This is a genomic window from Amycolatopsis sp. NPDC114484 (assembly GCF_055633755.1).
This window is the reverse complement of sequence record NZ_JBVKDQ010000001.1, coordinates 874,177-891,445: the sequence shown is the minus strand read 5'-3', so window position 1 is coordinate 891,445 and position 17,269 is coordinate 874,177. Positions and strand designations below refer to the sequence as shown.

Here is a 17,269-nt window from a genome sequence, read left to right as displayed (position 1 = left end):
TCTTTCTCAGGAGAGCCCGTAGGCTCGGATTACCGTCTGCTGCACCGCGTTCCCGTCGGCGTCGGACCCGTGCACGCGCAGGGCGACGAAGCCGTTGGTCCGGTCCAGCCGCGGATGGTCGACCACGGCGCGGAACCGGCCGTCGCCGATGCTGTCCATCCGCTTGACGTTCGTCCACGTGCGACCGTCGTCATAGGACACCTCGACAGTCAGCTGCGGATTCTTCGGAGCTGCCATGCCGTCCTGGTTGCGGATGGTGAACTCGACCGGCAGCGAACGCCCGGCGCGCGCCTTCTGCGTCAGGTCGGTCTGCACGCCGTAATCCACCTGCAGCAACGGAAGCAGGTCCGTTTTGCCTTCGGCGGGCCGCTTCGACCCGAAGGTCCACGACGTTTCGGTGTGCGTGCCGTACGCCCAGTCTGGAGTGGACTTGGTCAGCGCGAGGTCGAGCCGGTACTTCGCCGGGTCCGCCGAGGCCGGGAACTTGCCCCACGCCGCCGGGCCTTCCTTGACGAGGTTGCCGTCCTGGTAAAGCTTCGCGCTCACCTGGTCCGGCTGATCATCGCCCAATTCCGCTTCGGAGAACGCGTAGTGCGAGGTCTCCGGGTCGGCGAACTCCGGGATGCGGAAGGCGAAATTGTCGCCGGTGCGCGACGTTTCCAGTCCCGCTCCGCGCGGGATCGCCGGGCGGACCACTGGCGCGTACCAGTTTTCCGTCGACCGTTGTCCGGGCTTGAGCGTATGCGGCTGTTCGATCATGCCGACCGCGAGCGGCTGGAACGTGTCCCAGCTGAGCTTGTTGTTCACGCGGTGCTGCCAGATCGTCTCGTCGGTCGAAACGATCTCCTCGCGAGCCGTGCCGGTGCGCGCGTACCGCTGATACTGGTTGATCGCGGTCTTTTCCCATGGCCGCCAACCGAAGCGCTGTTCGGAAAGCCACTCGTCCTTGCCGGTCGCGTGGTAATTCGCGGTGACAGTCGCGCTGTTGCGGTCGCTGACCTGATGGACGATCTTCTGCGGAATCTGGTCGTGCGTCACCTGCATGATGTCGTACAGGTACGGGCTCACCGGCGTGCCCTGCAGGAACATGCTGGTGAAACCGGATTTGGCCCGGTCGGCCAGCTTCATGCCCTGTTCGTTCGTGGCCAGCACGGCGGGAATCGGCAGGCGATTGCCGCGCGGCTGCCAGTGCCCGTACGTGTGCTCGCCGGGAAGGCTGACGACCATCACCATCGCGGCGCCCGCGGCAGCGGCCTGTTTGGCCGCGGTACCCGGGTCGGTGCCGTCCTTCGCGGGGGTCACCAACGCGATTTTCCCGTGTGCCTTGGCATATTGCTCCGGTTTATCGGCCTCGACCGGTACGACGCCGAGCCACTTGAACCCGGAAATCGCCGGGGACGACGCGTGGTAGAACAGTTCGGTCTTGATTCCCAGCCACGGCAACGTGGTCGCGGTCAGCATCGGCGCGGTGAGCTGCCACCGGGTGCCGAATTCGAACGTCCCGTTCTTCACCTTCTCCGTCGGCGTCACGTAGATGTGCCGCACGCCGGGGAATTCCATGACGTAGTTCGAGATCTTGCGCGACCCGAATTCGCGGTGCGCGTAACTGCTGATGATGTTTTCCAGCGTCGACGGCCGCGGCGTCTTGATCTCCACCGGCACCGCGCTCCGCGCGTCCATTACCAGGTTCAGGTCCTTGGTGAGGGTGAACTCGGGTTTGAGGACGATCGCGAGCTCCTCGTCCGGGGCCCGTCCGGTGTGGAACATCGCGCGGGCGTAGTAGGTGCCCTCCGGGAGTTCGGTGACGAACGGGTGGTCGCTGACCATGTCCCCGACGATGTCGTATCGCATGTCGTCCCCGAAGAGCTGGAGATCCATCGGGTACGCCTTGCCGTCACGGCCGATGCCGCTGATGGTCACCTTGTGCTTCGGCGGTTCCTTCACCAGTCCGACCGTCGTGTGCACCGCGCCGACGAGAACGCTGCCGGTGTAGTTGCCCGGCACCAGCGCGGCCGAGTCGACGGTGATCGCGACTGTCGCGGTTCCGTTCGCCGGAACCTCCACAGTGGACTTTTCGAGCTTGACCGCGTCACCCGGCGTGGCACCGTCACCGCGGCGCAGGTCGAGCTTCGGCGTGAGGGTGACCGGCGCGGAAGTCGTGTTGGCGTAAGTGATTTCCTTGCGCACCGGACCGCTGTCCTTGGTGACCGGACCGAGGTTGAGCGTGCCGGTCGCGAAGACTCCGGGATGCACCGCCGCGGCGGCGACGTCCACTCGGCCGCCACCCTGCTGGAAGGCGTTAAGCCCGGCAGAAGGTTTCGACGTACTGGCCAAGCCGTCCTTGAGCTGCTGCGCTGTCCACTGTGGATACCGCTGCGACAGGATCGCCGCCGCGCCAGCGACATGCGGAGTCGCCATCGACGTGCCGGACGCCGCGGTGTAGTACTGGTCCACCACTTCACCGAGCGAGGTGCCGGCCGCGCGCGCCGCGACGATTCCCACGCCAGGCGCGGTGATGTCCGGCTTCACGGCCTGGTCGCCCTGCCGCGGGCCCATGCTGGAGAACGGGGCCAGTTCGTCCTTGCGGTCCACCGCGCCGACGGTCAGCGCGGAATCCGCGGTGCCCGGCGTACCGATGGTCGACGCGCCTTCCTGGCCGTCGTTGCCCGCGGCGACCACGAACAGCGCGCCGGTACGGGCGGTGAGTTCGTTGAGGCCGACGCTGAGGTCGTCCGTGCCGTCGGTCGCCCCGCCGCCGAGGCTCATGTTGATCACCTTGGCGCCGGAGTTCGCGGCCCACTCCATCCCTTGCAGGACTTCGGAAGACGAGGCCGTGCCGTCGTCGCCGAGCACCTTGCCGACGTACAGCTTCGCGCCCGGCGCCGCGCCCTTGCGCGTGCCGCCCGCGGCCGCGCCGCTGCCCGCGATGGTCGCCGCGACGTGCGTGCCGTGGCCGAACCGGTCGACGACGTCCGGGCTGGTCGAGAAGTTGGCCGACTTCGCGACCTTGCCCGCGAGGTCCGGGTGGTTGGGGTCGTAGCCGGTGTCGAGCACGGCCACGGCGACGCCGGATCCGTCGAACCCGGCCGCCCACGCCTCCGGCGCCCCGATCTGCGGAACGCTGCGGTCGAGCGACGCGCGCACCTTGCGGTCCAGCGTGATCCGTTCCACCGCACCGGAAGCCGCGCGCGGACCGGTGAAGGACTGCCAGAACTCGCCCGCGCGCTTCTTGTCTTCACGCACCGCGCGGCCGTTCACGCTGGGCAGTTCGGCGCCCTGCGTGGTGGCGGCGAACGCCGGCGCGGAAGCGATCGAGACGCCCTTGGCGTAGTGCGCGATCATCGGCACCGTCGGGCTCGACTCGTCGGCGTACCCCTGCGCGATCAGGTCGGTGACGTTGAACAGGGCTTTGTCGAGGCGCTTGTCCGCCACGAGCGACACGGCGTCGGCCGGGATGACCTGCAGCTTGCCGTCCACTTCGGACTGGGTGAAGCGGATGTTCTCCCGCCCCTTGCCCGGTCGGACCGTCGCGATCTGCCTGCCGCCTTGGACGCCTTCGACTTGCACGACGTCACCGGTGAGCAAGGTGACCGTGTGCCGCTCACCGGGACCAGGCGCCGGTGAACCGCTCGCAGGCTCGGCCGCCGCGGGCGCCGCGTGGCCGAATGCCGCGACCAGTGCGCCCGTGCAGCCGAGAGTGATGGCTCGTGATCTCCACGTCATCGCACAAGATTCGGGGCGAGCAGGGGTTCACGTCACTAGCTCGCGCTGTCGCGGTTGTGACATGTCGCAACTGGGACAGCGCCTGGTTAGCCAGCCACTGTCGCGTAATAGGCCATTAGGCGGTCAGCCAGTCCGTCCGGACGGCTCAACAGCGCGAGGTGGGAACCGGCCATCTCGTCCGCGTCGGTCCCCAGCCGTTCGCGCGCGACCCGGCGCAGCAGGTCGGCGGAGAAGAACCGGTCGTCGCGGAAGAGCAGGACTTTCGTTGGCACGTCCGGCAGCCGCTCGCCCGGCCAGGCCAGGCTGTACTCCGCGCTGTTCTGATCCCGGCCGCGCCGCTCGTTCTCCTCCGCGAGCTCGGCCGGAAGGTCCGCCATGAACTGCTCAGTGGTGCTCAGGCCCTCGGCCGACTCGAAGCCGACGTTGCCCCACCACTCCCCCGGAGCCTCGCCCGGCGCGGGCACCATCCCGGCGACGAACACGAGCAGCCGCGCGTTGACCCGTTCCGCCACGAGCGGCGCGGTGAACCCGCCGTAGGAATGGCCGACCACGACGACGTCCCGCGCATCGCCGATCGCCGAGACGACGGTGTCGGTGAAGTCGGCGAACGTGGCCTGCGGGTTCTCGATCGGCAGGTCCGGGGCCACGACCTCATGCCCGGACGCCTTGAGCCGCTCGGCGACCAGATGCCAGTCCCAGCCGCTGCCGCCGCCCCCGTGGATCAGTGCGAAAATCGCCATGACGCCCAGCTTGTCACGCTGGGCAGCGCTTCAGCATGTCCTGCAGCGCGTTCTTCTCCATGTCGGTGATCGTGAGCCCGTAGTAGTGCTTCACGGTGACCCAGTCGGTCGCGTACGTGCACCAGAACGACACCAGCGGCGGCTTCCACTCGTCCGGAGCCTTGTCGCTCTTCTGCCGGTTCACGCTGGCCGTCACGGCGAACAGCTGCGGCCGGGTGAGGTCGTTCGCGAACTGCTCGCGCTTCTCCTGCGTCCAGTCGCGCGCGCCGCTCACCCATGCCTGGCCGAGCGGGACCATGTGGTCGATGTCGAGCTGGGTCGCCTTGGTCCAGGTCTGGCCGTCGTACACGCTGAGCCAGGTACCCGACGTCGGCTTGCAGTCGCTGCCCGCCTTGACGTCCTTGCCCGCGCGCTTGAGGACGGCCTCGCGGGTATCGCAGCTGTCGCCCTGGCTGTCCCAGTGCTTGAACTTGTCGCGCGAATAACCGGTCATAGTGCCGCGGGTGCCGATCTTCAGCTCCGACAGCTGCTTCGTCGCGTCCGCGGCGGACGCCGGTGCGGCTTCGGACTTGGTGTCGCCGACTTCGCGCTGGCCGTACCAAAACCCGACGACAGCGATGAGCAGCACGACCGCGAGCAGCACGGTGCGCTTGGTGGGGAACGGCCGGGCCATGGTGCGCGGGATCCTCTCGGGCGGGGAGTTCGGGGAGCCGGAGTATGCCTGTCGGCGGGCCGGTAATCGCGCAGACACTCTCGGCAGCGCTCGAGCCGTGGCAAGGACCACGTCGGACCAGTTGTTGCCCGGCAACGAAAAAGCCCAGATCAGCGGGGGTGGATAACGCTCGCGAAGGTGTCACGTCCGCGCCGGGCGAAACGACTGTCTAGGTGGGGAGCCGGAAAGGAGCGGGTGCGAGATGCCCGGGCGGCTGCGGAAGTGGAACACACGCGTCGATGACTACCTGCGCCGGAAGGCGGCGGAGGGCGGCAACGTCGTCGCGATGACGCGCGTGGCTGCTGACCTGCGCGAACGCGGCGATTCGGCGGAGGCTGAGGAGTGGTATCGCCGGGCCGCCTCGGGTGGTGACCGGATCGCGATGACCGCGCTGGCCCACCTGCTGGCCGAGCGCGGCTCCGAGGACGAAGCCGCCCGCTGGTATCACGAAGCCGCGCAGGCCGGCGAGCCGCACGGGATGCTCGGATACGCCCGGACCTGCGAAACCCAGGGACACCTCAACGACGCCGAGCACTGGTACGCCGCCGCGTTCCAAGCCGGCGCGAGGGAGGCGGCCGGACTGCTCGGCCACCTGCTCGTCGAAGACGGCCGGTACTCCGACGCGGAAGGCTGGTGCCGCAGCGCCGCGGAAGACGGCGACGCGACGGCGATGCTGGACCTCGGCGTCGTCCTGCGAGAACTCGGCGCACCCGAGGAGATGGCGCACTGGTGGCGCGCCGCCGTGGACGCGGGCGAACTTTCCGCGACCTGCCTGCTGGGCCGGGAAGCGGAACGGGCCAGCCGGGAAGGCGACGCCGAGCGGTGGTTCCGTCGCGGTGCGAAGGGCGGCCACGTCGAGGCGAAGGTGCGGCTGGGGCTGCTGCTGCATCGCCGGGGCGACCTCGAAGAGGCGGAGAACTGGTACCTCGAAGCCGCCGAGGCGGGCGACGCGGCGGCGATGACCAACCTCGGCGTCCTCGCCCGCAACCGCCGCGACGACGGCGAGGCCGCGGCCTGGTACCGCAAGGCCGCCGAGCACGGCAGCATCCCCGCACTCACCAACCTCGGACATCTCGCCGAATCCCGCAGCGAACTGGCACAGGCCGAACGCTGCTTCCGGGTCGCCGCGGAGACCGGCGACGTGCAGGGAATGCTGAGCCTGACCCGGATGCTGCGCGCTCGCGGCGCGACCGCCGAGGCCGACCACTGGCAGGCGCTCGCTGCCGACCGTCCACAGTAGACACGGGTTTCTCGGGGTCGATCTCCGGGATCTTCCCGGATGTTCCCCGGCATCGGCGCGGCTAGCGTCGATCGAGTGTTCAGACGCGTGCTTCTCGCCATCCTCGCCGGTATCGCGGTGTTTCTGGTGCCGTGGACCGTCTACCTCGGACTGACCCTGCCCGAGCACTTCGACACGAGCCAGTGGCGGGTCGCCTGGGTCGGTTTCGACATCGTCCTGCTGCTGTGTTTCGCCGCGTCCGTGCTGCTCGGGATGCGCCGCAGCCGCGCCGCGGTGCCGATGCTGGCCGCGACCGCGGCGCTGCTGTGCTGCGACGCCTGGTTCGACGTCGTCCTCGACTGGGGCGGTTCCGATCAGTGGGCGAGCCTCGGCACCGCACTGCTCGCGGAACTGCCGATCGCCGTGTTCCTGATGCTGCGGGCCCGCGCGCTGCTCGCCGGCAACGCACGGCCGCGTCCGCTGACCATGCGCGACATCACCGTGCACACGAACCCGAACTACCAGCGGCTGCTCCGGCTTCTGCCCGCCACTTCGGCCGAGCTGCGCGCGCAGATCCCCTCCATCGACGTTCCGGCCGCGCTGCTGACCCTCACCCACGCCGGATACACCCGCCGCGCCCGCGACGGCCGCTGGCACCCGATCCCGCAGAGCACGAACGAAGCGAAGCCGGAGGACTTCCCCGAGGAGGACCGTCCCAAGCTCGCCGCCTACCTGGACGCGAAGTACGACCGCGAGGTGCGGCTGATGGCCTGGGCCGCCGAGCGACGCGACACCTTCGACGGCTGGACCGCCGGGAGCCGCGCCGGGATGCGGCTGAGCTTCAAGGACTTGAAGGAGTTCGAAGCGGAGTACCTGGAACTGGTGCACCGCTACGCCGCCCGCCAATCCGGCCCGGCCGACGGACGCCAGCTGGCCGTGCGGTTCTACGCGTTCCCGGAACCGGAACCCGCTGAGCTGGCGTAGGTTTCCGGGCATGATCCATCACGTGCAGGTCGCCTGCCTAGCGGGCGCGGAGGACGCCGAACGCGCCTTCTACACCGGCGTGCTCGGCTGGCCGGAACTGCCGAAACCGCCGCTGCTGGCCGCACGCGGCGGTTGCTGGTTCCGGGTTCCCGGCGTCGGCGGCCCGGACGGCGAACTGCACGTCGGCGTCGAGGCGGAGTTCCGTCCGGCGCTCAAGGCGCACCCGGCTTTCGTGATCGACGTGGACGCCATGGACGCCACCGCCGCCGCGATCGAAGCCTCCGGACAGTCCGTGACCTGGGCCGATCCGGCGGAAATCCCCGGCAGGCGGCGCTTCCACACCTTCGACCCGGTCGGCAACCGGCTGGAGTTCCTCGCCGGCTGAGCCGCTTACAGTGTGGGGATGGGCCAGGAGGCGGAAGAAGCCGAGCAGCGGATCACGCGACGCTTACGTGAGCTTCGCCTGGAACGCGGGCTCACGCTGGAGAAGGTCGCCGCCGCCGCGGACATCACCCCTGGATACCTGTCCCGTGTCGAGAGCGGACAGCGCGTGCCCAGCCTCGGCACGCTCGTAGTACTCGCGCGGGTGCTGGACGTCAGCGTCGCCGATCTTGCTGCTTCCGAGGAACGCAGGTCGCCCATCGTCCGGCGCGAAGACGCCATCACGTACGGCACCGGCGGCGCGTCCCTGACCCATCTGTCCCCTCCGTCGTCTGGCGTTGAGGCGACTCTGGTGACCCTGCGCGACAAATCCGTCCCGCCCCGCCCGACCCAGCACCGCGGCGAGGAGTGGCTGCACGTGGTCAGCGGCCAGCTCGAACTGACCCTGAACGGCGAAACCCACCTGCTCGCGGCCGGTGACTCGGCACAGTTCCCCGGCACCACCGAACACACCCTGCGCGGCGCTCCGGACGCGGAAGTACTCGTCGTCATCGCTTGACACTCGTTGTGCCTCAGAGGCACCCTGATTGCCAGACAGGCAACAGTGGGAGATGCTGATGACCGACGCCCCGGTAGCCGAGCTCGACCTCGACACCCTGCCCGAGCAGCTGGATTCCGTCGCCGCCGAACGCGCGCAGCGCAAACGCCAGCTCGCCGTCGCCTTCCGCCTGTTCGCCCGATACGGGTTCGACGAGGGCATCGCCGGGCACCTCACCGCGCGCGATCCCGAGTTCCCGAACCGGTTCTGGGTCAACCCGTACGCGGTCCACTTCTCCCGGATCAAGGTCAGCGACCTGCTTCTCCTTGACCAGAACGGGAAAGTGGTCGAAGGAACGCGGCGCACGAACAAGGCCGCGTTTGCCATCCACTCGACCATCCACGAGGCACGCGAGGACGTCGTCGCGGTCGCGCACGCACACACGATCCACGGCCGCGCCTGGTCGGCGTTGAATCGCCCGCTGGACCCGATTGTCCAGGAATCCTGTGCCTTCTACGAGAATCACGTGCTTTTCGACGAGTACAAAGGACTGGTCCTGGAGCGCGACGAAGGCGTCCGCATCGCCGCCCGGCTCGGGCCGAAACGCGCCGCGATCCTTCGCCACCACGGATTGCTGACCGTCGGGCGCAGCGTCGCCGAGGCGGCGTGGTGGTTCATCACCATGGAACGCGCCTGCCAGATGCAACTCCTCGCCGAAGCCGCCGGCACGCCTCGCGTCATGACCGCCGAAGAAGCCGCGCTCGCCGCCCGCCATTTCGGCAGCGCGAACATGGCCCGCAACAACTTCCGTTTGCTGGAGGACCTGATCGTCGAACAGGAACCGGACGTGCTGGACTGACCCGGTTCAGTCTCCGACCGCGTCCCGCCCGCGCTTCACGATCAGCGGATCCGGTTCCCCGACCACGTTCGCGTCTTTGCCCTCGTACTCGAACCGCGACAGGAAATAGCGCATCGCGTTGATCCGGGCGCGTTTCTTGTCGTTGCTCTTGATCGTGATCCACGGCGCGAGTTCGCTGTCCGTGCGGAGAAACATCGCTTCCTTGGCCGCGGTGTAGTCGTCCCATTTGTCGAGCGACTGCAAGTCCATCGGGGACAGTTTCCACTGCCGCACCGGGTCGACCTGCCGGATGATGAACCGCGTGCGCTGTTCGGCCTGAGTCACCGAAAACCAGAACTTCGTGACCGTGATCCCGCTCTCCACCAGCATTTCCTCGAACAGCGGCACCTGATGCATGAACTGCTCGTACTGATCCGGCGAACAAAACCCCATCACCTGCTCGACCCCGGCGCGGTTGTACCAGGACCGGTCGAACAACACCATCTCGCCCGCGGTCGGCAAATGCTGGACGTAGCGCTGGAAATACCACTGGTGCGCTTCCCGGTCACTGGGCTTGGCCAGCGCGACCGTACGAGCGTGGCGCGGGTTGAGGTGCTCCATGAACCGTTTGATGGTGCCGCCCTTGCCCGCGGCGTCGCGCCCCTCGAAGAGAATGACGTGCCTGCTGCCGGTCTCGCTGATCGAGTTCTGCAGCTTGAGCAGTTCGACCTGCAGCAGGTATTTCGTCTCGTCGTACTCCTCGCGCGGCATGCGCTCGTCGTACGGATAGTTCTCCCGCCAGGTGTCGACGGCCTTGCCGAACGCGTCGATCAACACGGGATCGTCATCGTGATCCTCGCCGACCGAATGCCCGTCGATCTCGAGCCGATCGATGTACTCCCGCACGTCCCGCAACATGCGGCCGACCTTAAGCAGGGCAGGTGAACGGGAGGTGTCCCGGCCTGGATCACGCGCCGGGCGGCTCGACGACGCGCAGCGCCCACTTCCGCCGGAACGCGCTGATCGCCAGCCACGCCAGCCGGGCGTTGACCGGGAAAAGCTGCCGCGCCGAGGCCAGCGTGTCGAATGACCCCTCGCTGACCGTGTGGCCGCGTTCCAGATCACCGGGTGCGAACGCCGGGCCGAAGACCTCGAGCACCGTCCCGAGGTAATACAGGTATCCCAGGGTTTCGGTCTGCAGCCGCAGCAATGCCGGTGCCGCTTCCGCTGAGATCGGCGGTGCGGCGACCGCGGCGATCAGTGCGGCGGGCTCAGCCGCCGCCTGTGCGTCGAGATGCCGGACGAGAGCGCTGGCCAAGACTTCGTCGTACTCCGCTTTTCCGACGACGGTCAGCAGCGCGAACCGTTTGGCAGCCAGGTCTTCGGCGACCAGCCGCCGCGCGATGTCCGCGAGTTCGGTGCCGCCGGCGAACATGCGCCGGGCGACCCGGATCAGTTCGCGGGGAAGACCTCCGGCCAGACAGTGGCACAGGCTGATGAACGGATCGGGCAAGCCGACCACCCGACTGGACAGCACTTCCCGCGCGTCCGCGAGAGCGAGGTACTCCAGCCGGACGATGGTGTCGAAGGCACTGTCGAAGGCGTCACGGACCGACAGGCCGCGGAGTTCGAACGCGGCCAGCGCGTCCTCCGACACCGAGATCAGGCACAACAGCCCCGCCACGTCTACGGCCGTCAAGGCTTTCATCTCGTTGATGAACTCATGGGCCAGGTCCGGATCGGCGATCTTGTCCAGTTCGTCGATGATGATCACCACCGGAGCGGGCGCGATCTTCGGGAGCGCGCCGAGGCATTCGATAGTCGCCTCGACGAAACGCAGGAACTCGTGCACCACCTCGGGATAGGTCAACGGGTTCCGGGTCGCCTCCCTGGACCCGGAAATCCCCGCCTCGACCATCGGCACGCCGGTCTTGCCCGACCAGCCCGAGGTGTGTTTCTGCTGGAACCTGATCCCGTCGCGAGCCCATTCCGCCCGCTTCCGGAGCGCGAGCAGATCTCCCCTCGCGACCGGCGGCGGCGATGAGTCCCGCAACCGGGCCGCCGGACGTCTCCTCGCCGCGAGGCTGAGCGTGGCGGCCGCGCCGAACAGGCAGGCCAGCGGCCACCACAGGGTGGTCGGCTGAGCCCGCAGGTCGGCCTGGAACACCGCCGAGACAATCGTCCCCACCGCGCCCACCAGCAGCCAGGCCAGCACCGCCGCGAGCACCGGCCAGCTTGGCCGCTCCCACACCCGGCGACGAGGGCGCGTGAGGTCCTCGTCCGCTCCGCGCTGCCGGCAGAATTTGATCACCTCGGCGCACGTCTGACTGTAGAGATGCAGCATGAACTCCCGCGCGTCGTACCGGACCGGCACGCTCTCCATCACCGCGATGTGCCGATAGCCGCCCTCCAGGAATTTGCCCGCGCGGTAAGCGTCGAGGAGCGTCGACTTGCCCGCCCCGCGCGACCCGGCCATTCCGATCACGCCGCCCTCGATCCCGGCCAGCAGCTCGCGCAGCCGGTCCGCGGCCGCCACCGAGGTCCTGACCCGATCGCCCGCGCGCATCTGCCCGAGCGCATGCCGGTCGTAGGCGGGAAGGGTGGTGGTGAAATCCGGGTTGAGGACGTTGGTGAGGTGCGTTTTGACGCGCTGCTCCACCTCTGAGCGCGCAGCGTCTCCCCAGCGTTCTTCCGCGACCGCGACCTCGCTCCGCAACTTCGCCTTCAACCGTTTCCAGCTGCGGCTGTTTTTGCGCCTCTCGTCGCGAGACAGCCATGGCGGGATCAGCCAGGAGCTCAGCGTCAACGGCCCAAAGCCGAGCATGACCAGCAAGGTGACCGCGTCGGCCACGACGTACTTAACCAAGGGCGGCCACGCCGTCGCCGCCACGTCGAGCACGAAGTAGGCCGCGGCGAGAGCGAGGACGGACGCCATCAGTCCGCGAACGAGCACCGTCGACGGCAGCCGTTGCCCCGGATCCTCCGCCTCAAGCACCACGGTGGCCAACGAGAATGCCACGAAAAAGGCCCCCAAGGCCACCACACCCGCGGCGATCCACAGCGCTCCCGACCAGAACCCGCCCATCGCCTCCCGGCTTGAGGACAGCAAACGCCACAGCAACAACAGATAGACGGTCGGGAAGAACGTCACGAACGGCCAGGTCTCCGCGTTGACGACGGCCCGGCCGAGGAGCTTCTTCCCGCTTCGTTCGATCAGCCGTTGCGCCCCCCACACCGCGAACCCCGCGGCGACCAGCAAAACCACCACCGTGAAGAACCACGCCACACCACTGAAAGCCTGCTGGAGCTGCCACCAGAGCAACGGGTAGCCGATGCCGAACCACAACACCAGGCCGAACATCGCGTGCGCCGCGCGCGCCCCAGCCGGCCTGCCCGCCGGATTATCGTGCTCGGCAAGGGTTTTCTCCGCCGCCCAAAGCTCCTCGATCTGCGGGTTGGTCGCCCCGAGCGCCTCGTCGGCGTTCCCGGCCATCCGGTGTTCGACCTCGCCGCTGATCCGTTCGAGATCGCTCTCGGCGGTTTCGGCGAATTGTTTCGCCGAGAACTCCCCGGCCAAGGCCTCATGAGCCAACCCCGCCAAGCGCTCTCGCAAGCGGTTGAGCAGACGGTCGTACTCCGCCTCGCGAAAGGACGCGCTCGGTTCGTTCACGACTGGGCATCTTAATGCGCGAATGCCCTCGGGGACTGTTTAGCGGAAAATCCGCAGGTCCGCGTGCGCCGTCTCGGGTTGCGGCGAAGTCCACTCCGTACTCTTCGCCGCTGATTCCGTTGAACCGCAGTCCTTCCGGGAAAGCCCAGTCCCGATCACGACGAGATACGCGTCGGCCACCTGCTCTGCGCTCAGCCTGTTCCGTGAGGTGTACCGGCCGGGGTGTCGTCGACCATCGCGATCCATCGACGGTACGGTTGCCCCGCGCATAGCTGAAGTCTATTCGGGTCGGCGATATAGTCGGGCAGAACCAGGTCAAGACGCCCGGTTCACCTGGCGGAGGGCTGCGGGGATGACCGACAACGGGCGCGACGAGCCGCCGCAGAATCCCTTCGCCGCAGCCGGTTATCCGCCGCCTCCCGCGAAACCCCGCCGGGCGGGCTGGATCATCGGCGGGGTCGCCGCACTGGTGGTCGTGCTGGGAATCGGGATCGCCGTCGGCGTCGTGGCCGGACAGTCCTCCGAGCGCCCGCCAGAACCGGCCGCCGCGCCCGGGTATTCGATGAACAACGTCGGCAACGCGTGCGATCTCGTCGATCCCGCCCCGCTGCGGAAGTGGTCGCCCACTCCCGCCGGTCCGCCCAAGCACGAGGAAGTCCGTCCGAGCAAGACCAGCTCCGGAAGCCTGAGCTGCCAGCTCCGCTACTCCAGCGGCAATGCCCTGGACTCCGCCGAGGTCCTCCTCGACGTCGAATTCACCGAAGGGACCGCGCCGTCCTCCTACGAGAACTGGAAACGCGGCACCCTCGCCAAAACCGGCGAGGGCAAGGCGTCCGGTCCGATCACCGGAATCGGGACCAAGGGCTTCTGGCACTCCGAGGTATTCGGCGATCTGGTCGCGGACACGCACTACGTCCTTTGTGTACTGGACGGCAACGTCTCGGTCCGCGTCCGGTTGAACTTCAGCCGCGGCCGGGACGTCGCCCAGGTGCACCGCACCGAAGTCCAGCCGATCGCCGAAGCGCAGGCCCGGAAGGCGTTGAACGGACTGAAAGGGAACAAGTGACCGACTCCCCTGGCGGCCAGCACTCCGATCCCGTTGCGGGACAACCGGTTCCGGGATGGACCCAGCACCCCGGCTACCCGCCGCCCCCGAAACCCGGCCCCAAAACAGGTTTGATCGTGGCCGGGGCGATCGGACTGGCGGTGGTCCTCGGCGCCGGAATAGCGATCGGCCTGTCCCTCAGCGGCGGATCCTCCCCTTCCGAAGCCAGACCCGCGCCGACTCCCGCCCCGTCCACCTCGGCGTCCCCCGCCGCACCACCGGGCAAGTACTCGATGAGCGGGATCTCCAACGCCTGCGACCTGCTGGACCCCAAGCCGTTGGCGAAATGGTCCACCACCCCGATCCCGCCGGTGCACCGGGAAGACCAGCCAAGCGGCGGCTACGGCGGCGGCCTGACGTGCAGTCTCCGCTACACCAGCACCTCCAAGACCGACGGCGTCGCCACCAACGAGGCGGGAATCGGCGTCCAGGTCGAGTTCACCTCCGCGGGCCAGCCGCCGGCCTACGACAAGTGGAACACCGGCCCGTCGAAGGGCTGGACCGCCGGCACGACCGCCGGGCTCGGCACGCGCAATTACTGGCGCGCCGGTGCGGTCACGGAGCCCGGACCGGGCGCGAGTTACATCGTCGGGGTTCAGGACAGCAATGTCTCGGCGGAGATCCAGGTCGCGGTCCACCGCGCTCCCGGCGAGGACCCGCTGAAGATGGACGACTTGTCGTCGATCGCGCAATCACAGACCCGCGCTGTGCTGGATCGGCTCAAGAAGGCGTAAAAGCACAACAGGCCGGGAGCTAAAAGCTCCCGGCCTGTTGTTTACTGTCTCGACCAGACAGTGCGCCCGAAGGGATTCGAACCCCTGACCTTCTGATCCGTAGTCAGAAGATTCCCGTCCATACGGTGTCGTGACGTGCGGTTTTGTCGTTCGCAGTCCAGGCCAGGGGCCCCAAATCCCGCCCCGCCCATTCCGTCTGTGAGAAATTGTGAGACGTGGCGACCGAAAGGACCGCATGAGCAACCGCCGCCACTCGGCCACTCGGCCATCGCAGCCGCGCCGTCGCTCCACGCTTGTCGAGCGGCTCAAGCTCCGAACCAAAGTGGCTGAAAGCCTCTGGTGGCTAAGCGACCAGGAACACGCTCCGTGTTCCTAGAGTCGGCAGCACCAGCAAGCCTCAAGGCCGCAACTCCCCAGCACGCTACCCGCCGGGAAGTCGATGATGATCAACGAACCAGCCGTCAGCAACTTCATGACCGCGCATCCTCCGGAAACTGTGTGACTCCACGGTGCCACATCGGCTCAGCACAGTTCCCGCACCTCAAAGCAGCCAACAACCGCTCCAGTTCACGAGAGAAGGCCCAGTGGCGCGCTCAGACGAGGTGAAGAGTGGGGCGTTCGTCAACCTGCCCCAGCAGAAGTCGCAGGCGAGGCACACGCCACTGCAGTTCTCGAGCCAGCCCGGCCAGGGTGAGCATCCGGTGCTCCTCAGCTAACGTGAATGCTTTGGCCAGCAGACTGGGTACTTCGCCGGGGTAGTTGGCAACGGGCTCCTCCGGAAGCAAGCCGACGCTGATTAGCTGATTGAGTTTCTGGTAGGCACGCCGGGCGCTTGCGTCGGAGAGCGCGCCGAGCTCTCGGGAGCGATAGATCAGCGACTTGACTGATACACCCCACTCACGTCCAAGGCGCTCCAGTGCTGCAAAATCTATGCGGGGCGGAAGCAGGTCCTTAACCGATGCCGCTGGGGTGAGTAGCTCGGCGGCGAACTTGTTGGCTTCCTGTTCCTGCATCGGGTCACCAGGCACGCTGTCCCGGTGCAGGAGCAAGTGCCCCAACTCGTGGGCAGCGGTGAAACGGTGCCAGTAAACGTCATTCGCGCGATCGGGCGTCAAAATAACCAATGGTCGGGGGAGTCGGGACGTCGAGAAGGCGTCGATGCGAGGTGTGTCCTCACCGGCGAACGGCACCATCGTGGTTACGATGCCGCGGGTCTCCATCGTGCGGATCAAATGCGGAATGGGACCGATACCCAGCCCCCACCGTTGCCGCAGTAGTCCCGCAGCAGATACAGGATCGCTCGGAATGTCCTGGCACTCGACAATATTGGGATGGTCAGGGTCGTCCTCGCCAGCAACGAACCCGGGAAGGTCTATTGCCGGAAGAGCGATCCGCTTCTCCAGTGCATGAGTGAGTTCCCAGACCTGTTCGACGAATGCCACAGCCTTGGCGCGTTGGAACGACCGAGTCGACCGTAGACTACGAAAATGCGCCGTAGACGCGTCGAGCCGAGCATGCGGTCTACCGGCAGCAAAGAACCCGACGGGAACGTCGAGGATCTCGGACAGAGCGCGCACATGGTCAGGGCGGGGAGGACTGCTCTGGGCCTCCCATTGAGTGACGGCTGGAGCAGACACTCCAACCTGATCAGCCAGCGCAGCCTTGGTCATGCCGGCCAAGCATCGGGCCTGAGTCAGGCGTGCCGGATCGAACACGCCAGCGATCTCTGCGGCACCGAGTGGTCCGTCGCTCTTACCGAACAGGCGTAGCTGTGGACGCTGGTCAGGCATCGCTTCCCGTTTCTGACTGCGGCGTCCCCGTAGGATCAGCGTCCGGTGAGGTCAACGGAGGTCGCACGCCCAAGAGGGGTTCTTCCAACGGTGCCTGATCGAATCGACCTGCGGCAACGTCAGGCCCGACGGGCGTAACCGGCCGCACCCCGAGACCGCCGACGTCGGTGCCATCGTCTGAAGCTCGCAAAGAGATCTCTTCGAGGTGCGTCCAGCGCAGATACCCATCGTCGTCGGCTTTCTCCGCGTCTCCCCAGAACAGCCGCAAAAGCCCTGCATCCGGGTTGCTGGCGTACGCCAGCACTACAACACGGCCGGCTGACGCCATCGACTGCGAGTCACGTCGTTCTTCATCGAGCAGCAAGGTCAGATCGTCTTCGCTCAGTTCGGCATGCTCGAGCGTGAGCTGAGGCTCAGGCGACTCAGGGTTCAAGGCGAGCAGGTTGTTGCGAACCTCGGACAGACGCATCCGCTTGTCCTCGACCCGGGCGCGTGCATCGTCGCCGTAGCGCCACGGGTAGACAATGACGTTGTTCTCACCGATGACGACCAACTCGTAGGACGCCCCCTTGGGCTTCGTTCTGCGGACTCCAGGATGATCGCCGATCGCAGAGACCAGCTCCTCGTGCAGCGCTTTCCAGATCAGGCCATACGCCTCATTGGTGCTGAAGCCCATCTCGACATGGCTGGCCAGGGCACGTTGATGCGCCCGCCTTAGCGCTGCGGGGATCGCATCCAGCAAGACGACAGCCATAGTGCCGAACCGGGCGCACGCCCATGCCGATGGCTTCAACTGCCCCATGCGAACCTCCAGCTGTTCGAGCACGGAACACTT

At 67.3% G+C, this 17,269-nt stretch carries 14 protein-coding genes; 7 read left to right on the top strand and 7 right to left on the bottom strand.

The annotated features are described in order from the left end of the window. Nucleotides 1-6: 6 nt before the first annotated feature. The 3 genes from ACZ7SW_RS04280 to ACZ7SW_RS04270 all read right to left on the bottom strand — a co-directional run bounded on the left by ACZ7SW_RS04280 (nt 7) and on the right by ACZ7SW_RS04270 (nt 5,136). Entirely contained in the window at nt 7-3,723 is a 3,717-nt protein-coding gene (locus ACZ7SW_RS04280) for a S8 family peptidase (RefSeq protein ID WP_470228951.1), read from the bottom strand. Between the two features lie 86 nt (nt 3,724-3,809). Continuing rightward, entirely contained in the window at nt 3,810-4,463 is a 654-nt protein-coding gene (locus ACZ7SW_RS04275; protein ID WP_470228950.1) for an alpha/beta fold hydrolase, read from the bottom strand. Between the two features lie 13 nt (nt 4,464-4,476). Beyond that, nucleotides 4,477-5,136 carry an HNH endonuclease family protein gene (locus ACZ7SW_RS04270; RefSeq protein WP_470228949.1) on the bottom strand — a complete coding sequence of 220 codons (660 nt, stop codon included), beginning with the start codon at nt 5,134-5,136 and terminating at the stop codon, nt 4,477-4,479. A 241-nt stretch (nt 5,137-5,377) separates the two neighbouring features. Between ACZ7SW_RS04270 and ACZ7SW_RS04265 the strand changes: the two genes are divergently transcribed. From ACZ7SW_RS04265 to ACZ7SW_RS04245, 5 genes are all read left to right on the top strand, one after another. Then, a complete protein-coding gene (locus tag ACZ7SW_RS04265) occupies nt 5,378-6,415 on the top strand; it encodes a tetratricopeptide repeat protein (protein WP_470228948.1) in 1,038 nt (345 codons plus the stop codon). A gap of 75 nt (nt 6,416-6,490) precedes the next feature. Next, on the top strand, nt 6,491-7,378 hold the full coding sequence (locus tag ACZ7SW_RS04260) for a hypothetical protein (RefSeq protein WP_470228947.1): 888 nt from the start codon (nt 6,491-6,493) through the stop codon (nt 7,376-7,378). Nucleotides 7,379-7,388: 10 nt separating this feature from the next. After that, a complete protein-coding gene (locus ACZ7SW_RS04255; protein WP_470228946.1) occupies nt 7,389-7,763 on the top strand; it encodes a VOC family protein in 375 nt (124 codons plus the stop codon). 18 nt (nt 7,764-7,781) lie between these two features. After that, nucleotides 7,782-8,318, top strand: a complete 537-nt coding sequence (locus ACZ7SW_RS04250; RefSeq protein ID WP_470228945.1) for a helix-turn-helix domain-containing protein — start codon at nt 7,782-7,784, stop codon at nt 8,316-8,318. 58 nt (nt 8,319-8,376) lie between these two features. Further along, on the top strand, nt 8,377-9,156 hold the full coding sequence (locus tag ACZ7SW_RS04245) for a class II aldolase/adducin family protein (RefSeq protein WP_470228944.1): 780 nt from the start codon (nt 8,377-8,379) through the stop codon (nt 9,154-9,156). Between the two features lie 6 nt (nt 9,157-9,162). On the opposite strand, the gene ppk2 is transcribed toward ACZ7SW_RS04245, so the two are convergent. Both ppk2 and ACZ7SW_RS04235 read right to left on the bottom strand, forming a co-directional pair. Next, the gene (gene ppk2 / locus ACZ7SW_RS04240; protein ID WP_470228943.1) at nt 9,163-10,053 is read right to left on the bottom strand and encodes a polyphosphate kinase 2; all 891 of its coding nucleotides are present in this window, start codon (nt 10,051-10,053) and stop codon (nt 9,163-9,165) included. Nucleotides 10,054-10,102: 49 nt separating this feature from the next. Next, entirely contained in the window at nt 10,103-12,805 is a 2,703-nt protein-coding gene (locus ACZ7SW_RS04235; RefSeq protein ID WP_470228942.1) for a transcriptional regulator, read from the bottom strand. Between the two features lie 352 nt (nt 12,806-13,157). On the opposite strand from ACZ7SW_RS04235, the gene ACZ7SW_RS04230 reads away from it, so the two are divergent. After that, the gene (locus tag ACZ7SW_RS04230) at nt 13,158-13,871 is read left to right on the top strand and encodes a hypothetical protein (protein ID WP_470228941.1); all 714 of its coding nucleotides are present in this window, start codon (nt 13,158-13,160) and stop codon (nt 13,869-13,871) included. 116 nt (nt 13,872-13,987) lie between these two features. Continuing rightward, nucleotides 13,988-14,644 carry a hypothetical protein gene (locus tag ACZ7SW_RS04225; RefSeq protein ID WP_470228940.1) on the top strand — a complete coding sequence of 219 codons (657 nt, stop codon included), beginning with the start codon at nt 13,988-13,990 and terminating at the stop codon, nt 14,642-14,644. 593 nt (nt 14,645-15,237) lie between these two features. Here the strand turns inward: ACZ7SW_RS04225 and ACZ7SW_RS04220 are convergent. Both ACZ7SW_RS04220 and ACZ7SW_RS04215 read right to left on the bottom strand, forming a co-directional pair. Next, a complete protein-coding gene (locus ACZ7SW_RS04220; protein ID WP_470228939.1) occupies nt 15,238-16,434 on the bottom strand; it encodes a helix-turn-helix domain-containing protein in 1,197 nt (398 codons plus the stop codon). Then, nucleotides 16,427-17,260, bottom strand: coding sequence for a hypothetical protein (locus ACZ7SW_RS04215; protein WP_470228938.1), 834 nt, complete (start codon nt 17,258-17,260; stop codon nt 16,427-16,429). Before ACZ7SW_RS04215 ends, ACZ7SW_RS04220 begins: the two co-directional genes overlap by 8 nt. Nucleotides 17,261-17,269 lie beyond the last annotated feature (9 nt).

What these genes read in the sequence shown, in the direction of transcription:
- ACZ7SW_RS04280 (WP_470228951.1), bottom strand. Translation starts at nt 3,723, where the DNA reads ATGACGTGGAGATCACGAGCCATCACTCTCGGCTGCACGGGCGCACTG.
- ACZ7SW_RS04275 (WP_470228950.1), bottom strand. Translation starts at nt 4,463, where the DNA reads ATGGCGATTTTCGCACTGATCCACGGGGGCGGCGGCAGCGGCTGGGAC.
- ACZ7SW_RS04270 (WP_470228949.1), bottom strand. Translation starts at nt 5,136, where the DNA reads ATGGCCCGGCCGTTCCCCACCAAGCGCACCGTGCTGCTCGCGGTCGTG.
- ACZ7SW_RS04265 (WP_470228948.1), top strand. Translation starts at nt 5,378, where the DNA reads ATGCCCGGGCGGCTGCGGAAGTGGAACACACGCGTCGATGACTACCTG.
- ACZ7SW_RS04255 (WP_470228946.1), top strand. Translation starts at nt 7,389, where the DNA reads ATGATCCATCACGTGCAGGTCGCCTGCCTAGCGGGCGCGGAGGACGCC.
- ACZ7SW_RS04250 (WP_470228945.1), top strand. Translation starts at nt 7,782, where the DNA reads ATGGGCCAGGAGGCGGAAGAAGCCGAGCAGCGGATCACGCGACGCTTA.
- ACZ7SW_RS04245 (WP_470228944.1), top strand. Translation starts at nt 8,377, where the DNA reads ATGACCGACGCCCCGGTAGCCGAGCTCGACCTCGACACCCTGCCCGAG.
- ppk2 (WP_470228943.1), bottom strand. Translation starts at nt 10,053, where the DNA reads ATGTTGCGGGACGTGCGGGAGTACATCGATCGGCTCGAGATCGACGGG.
- ACZ7SW_RS04230 (WP_470228941.1), top strand. Translation starts at nt 13,158, where the DNA reads ATGACCGACAACGGGCGCGACGAGCCGCCGCAGAATCCCTTCGCCGCA.
- ACZ7SW_RS04220 (WP_470228939.1), bottom strand. Translation starts at nt 16,434, where the DNA reads ATGCCTGACCAGCGTCCACAGCTACGCCTGTTCGGTAAGAGCGACGGA.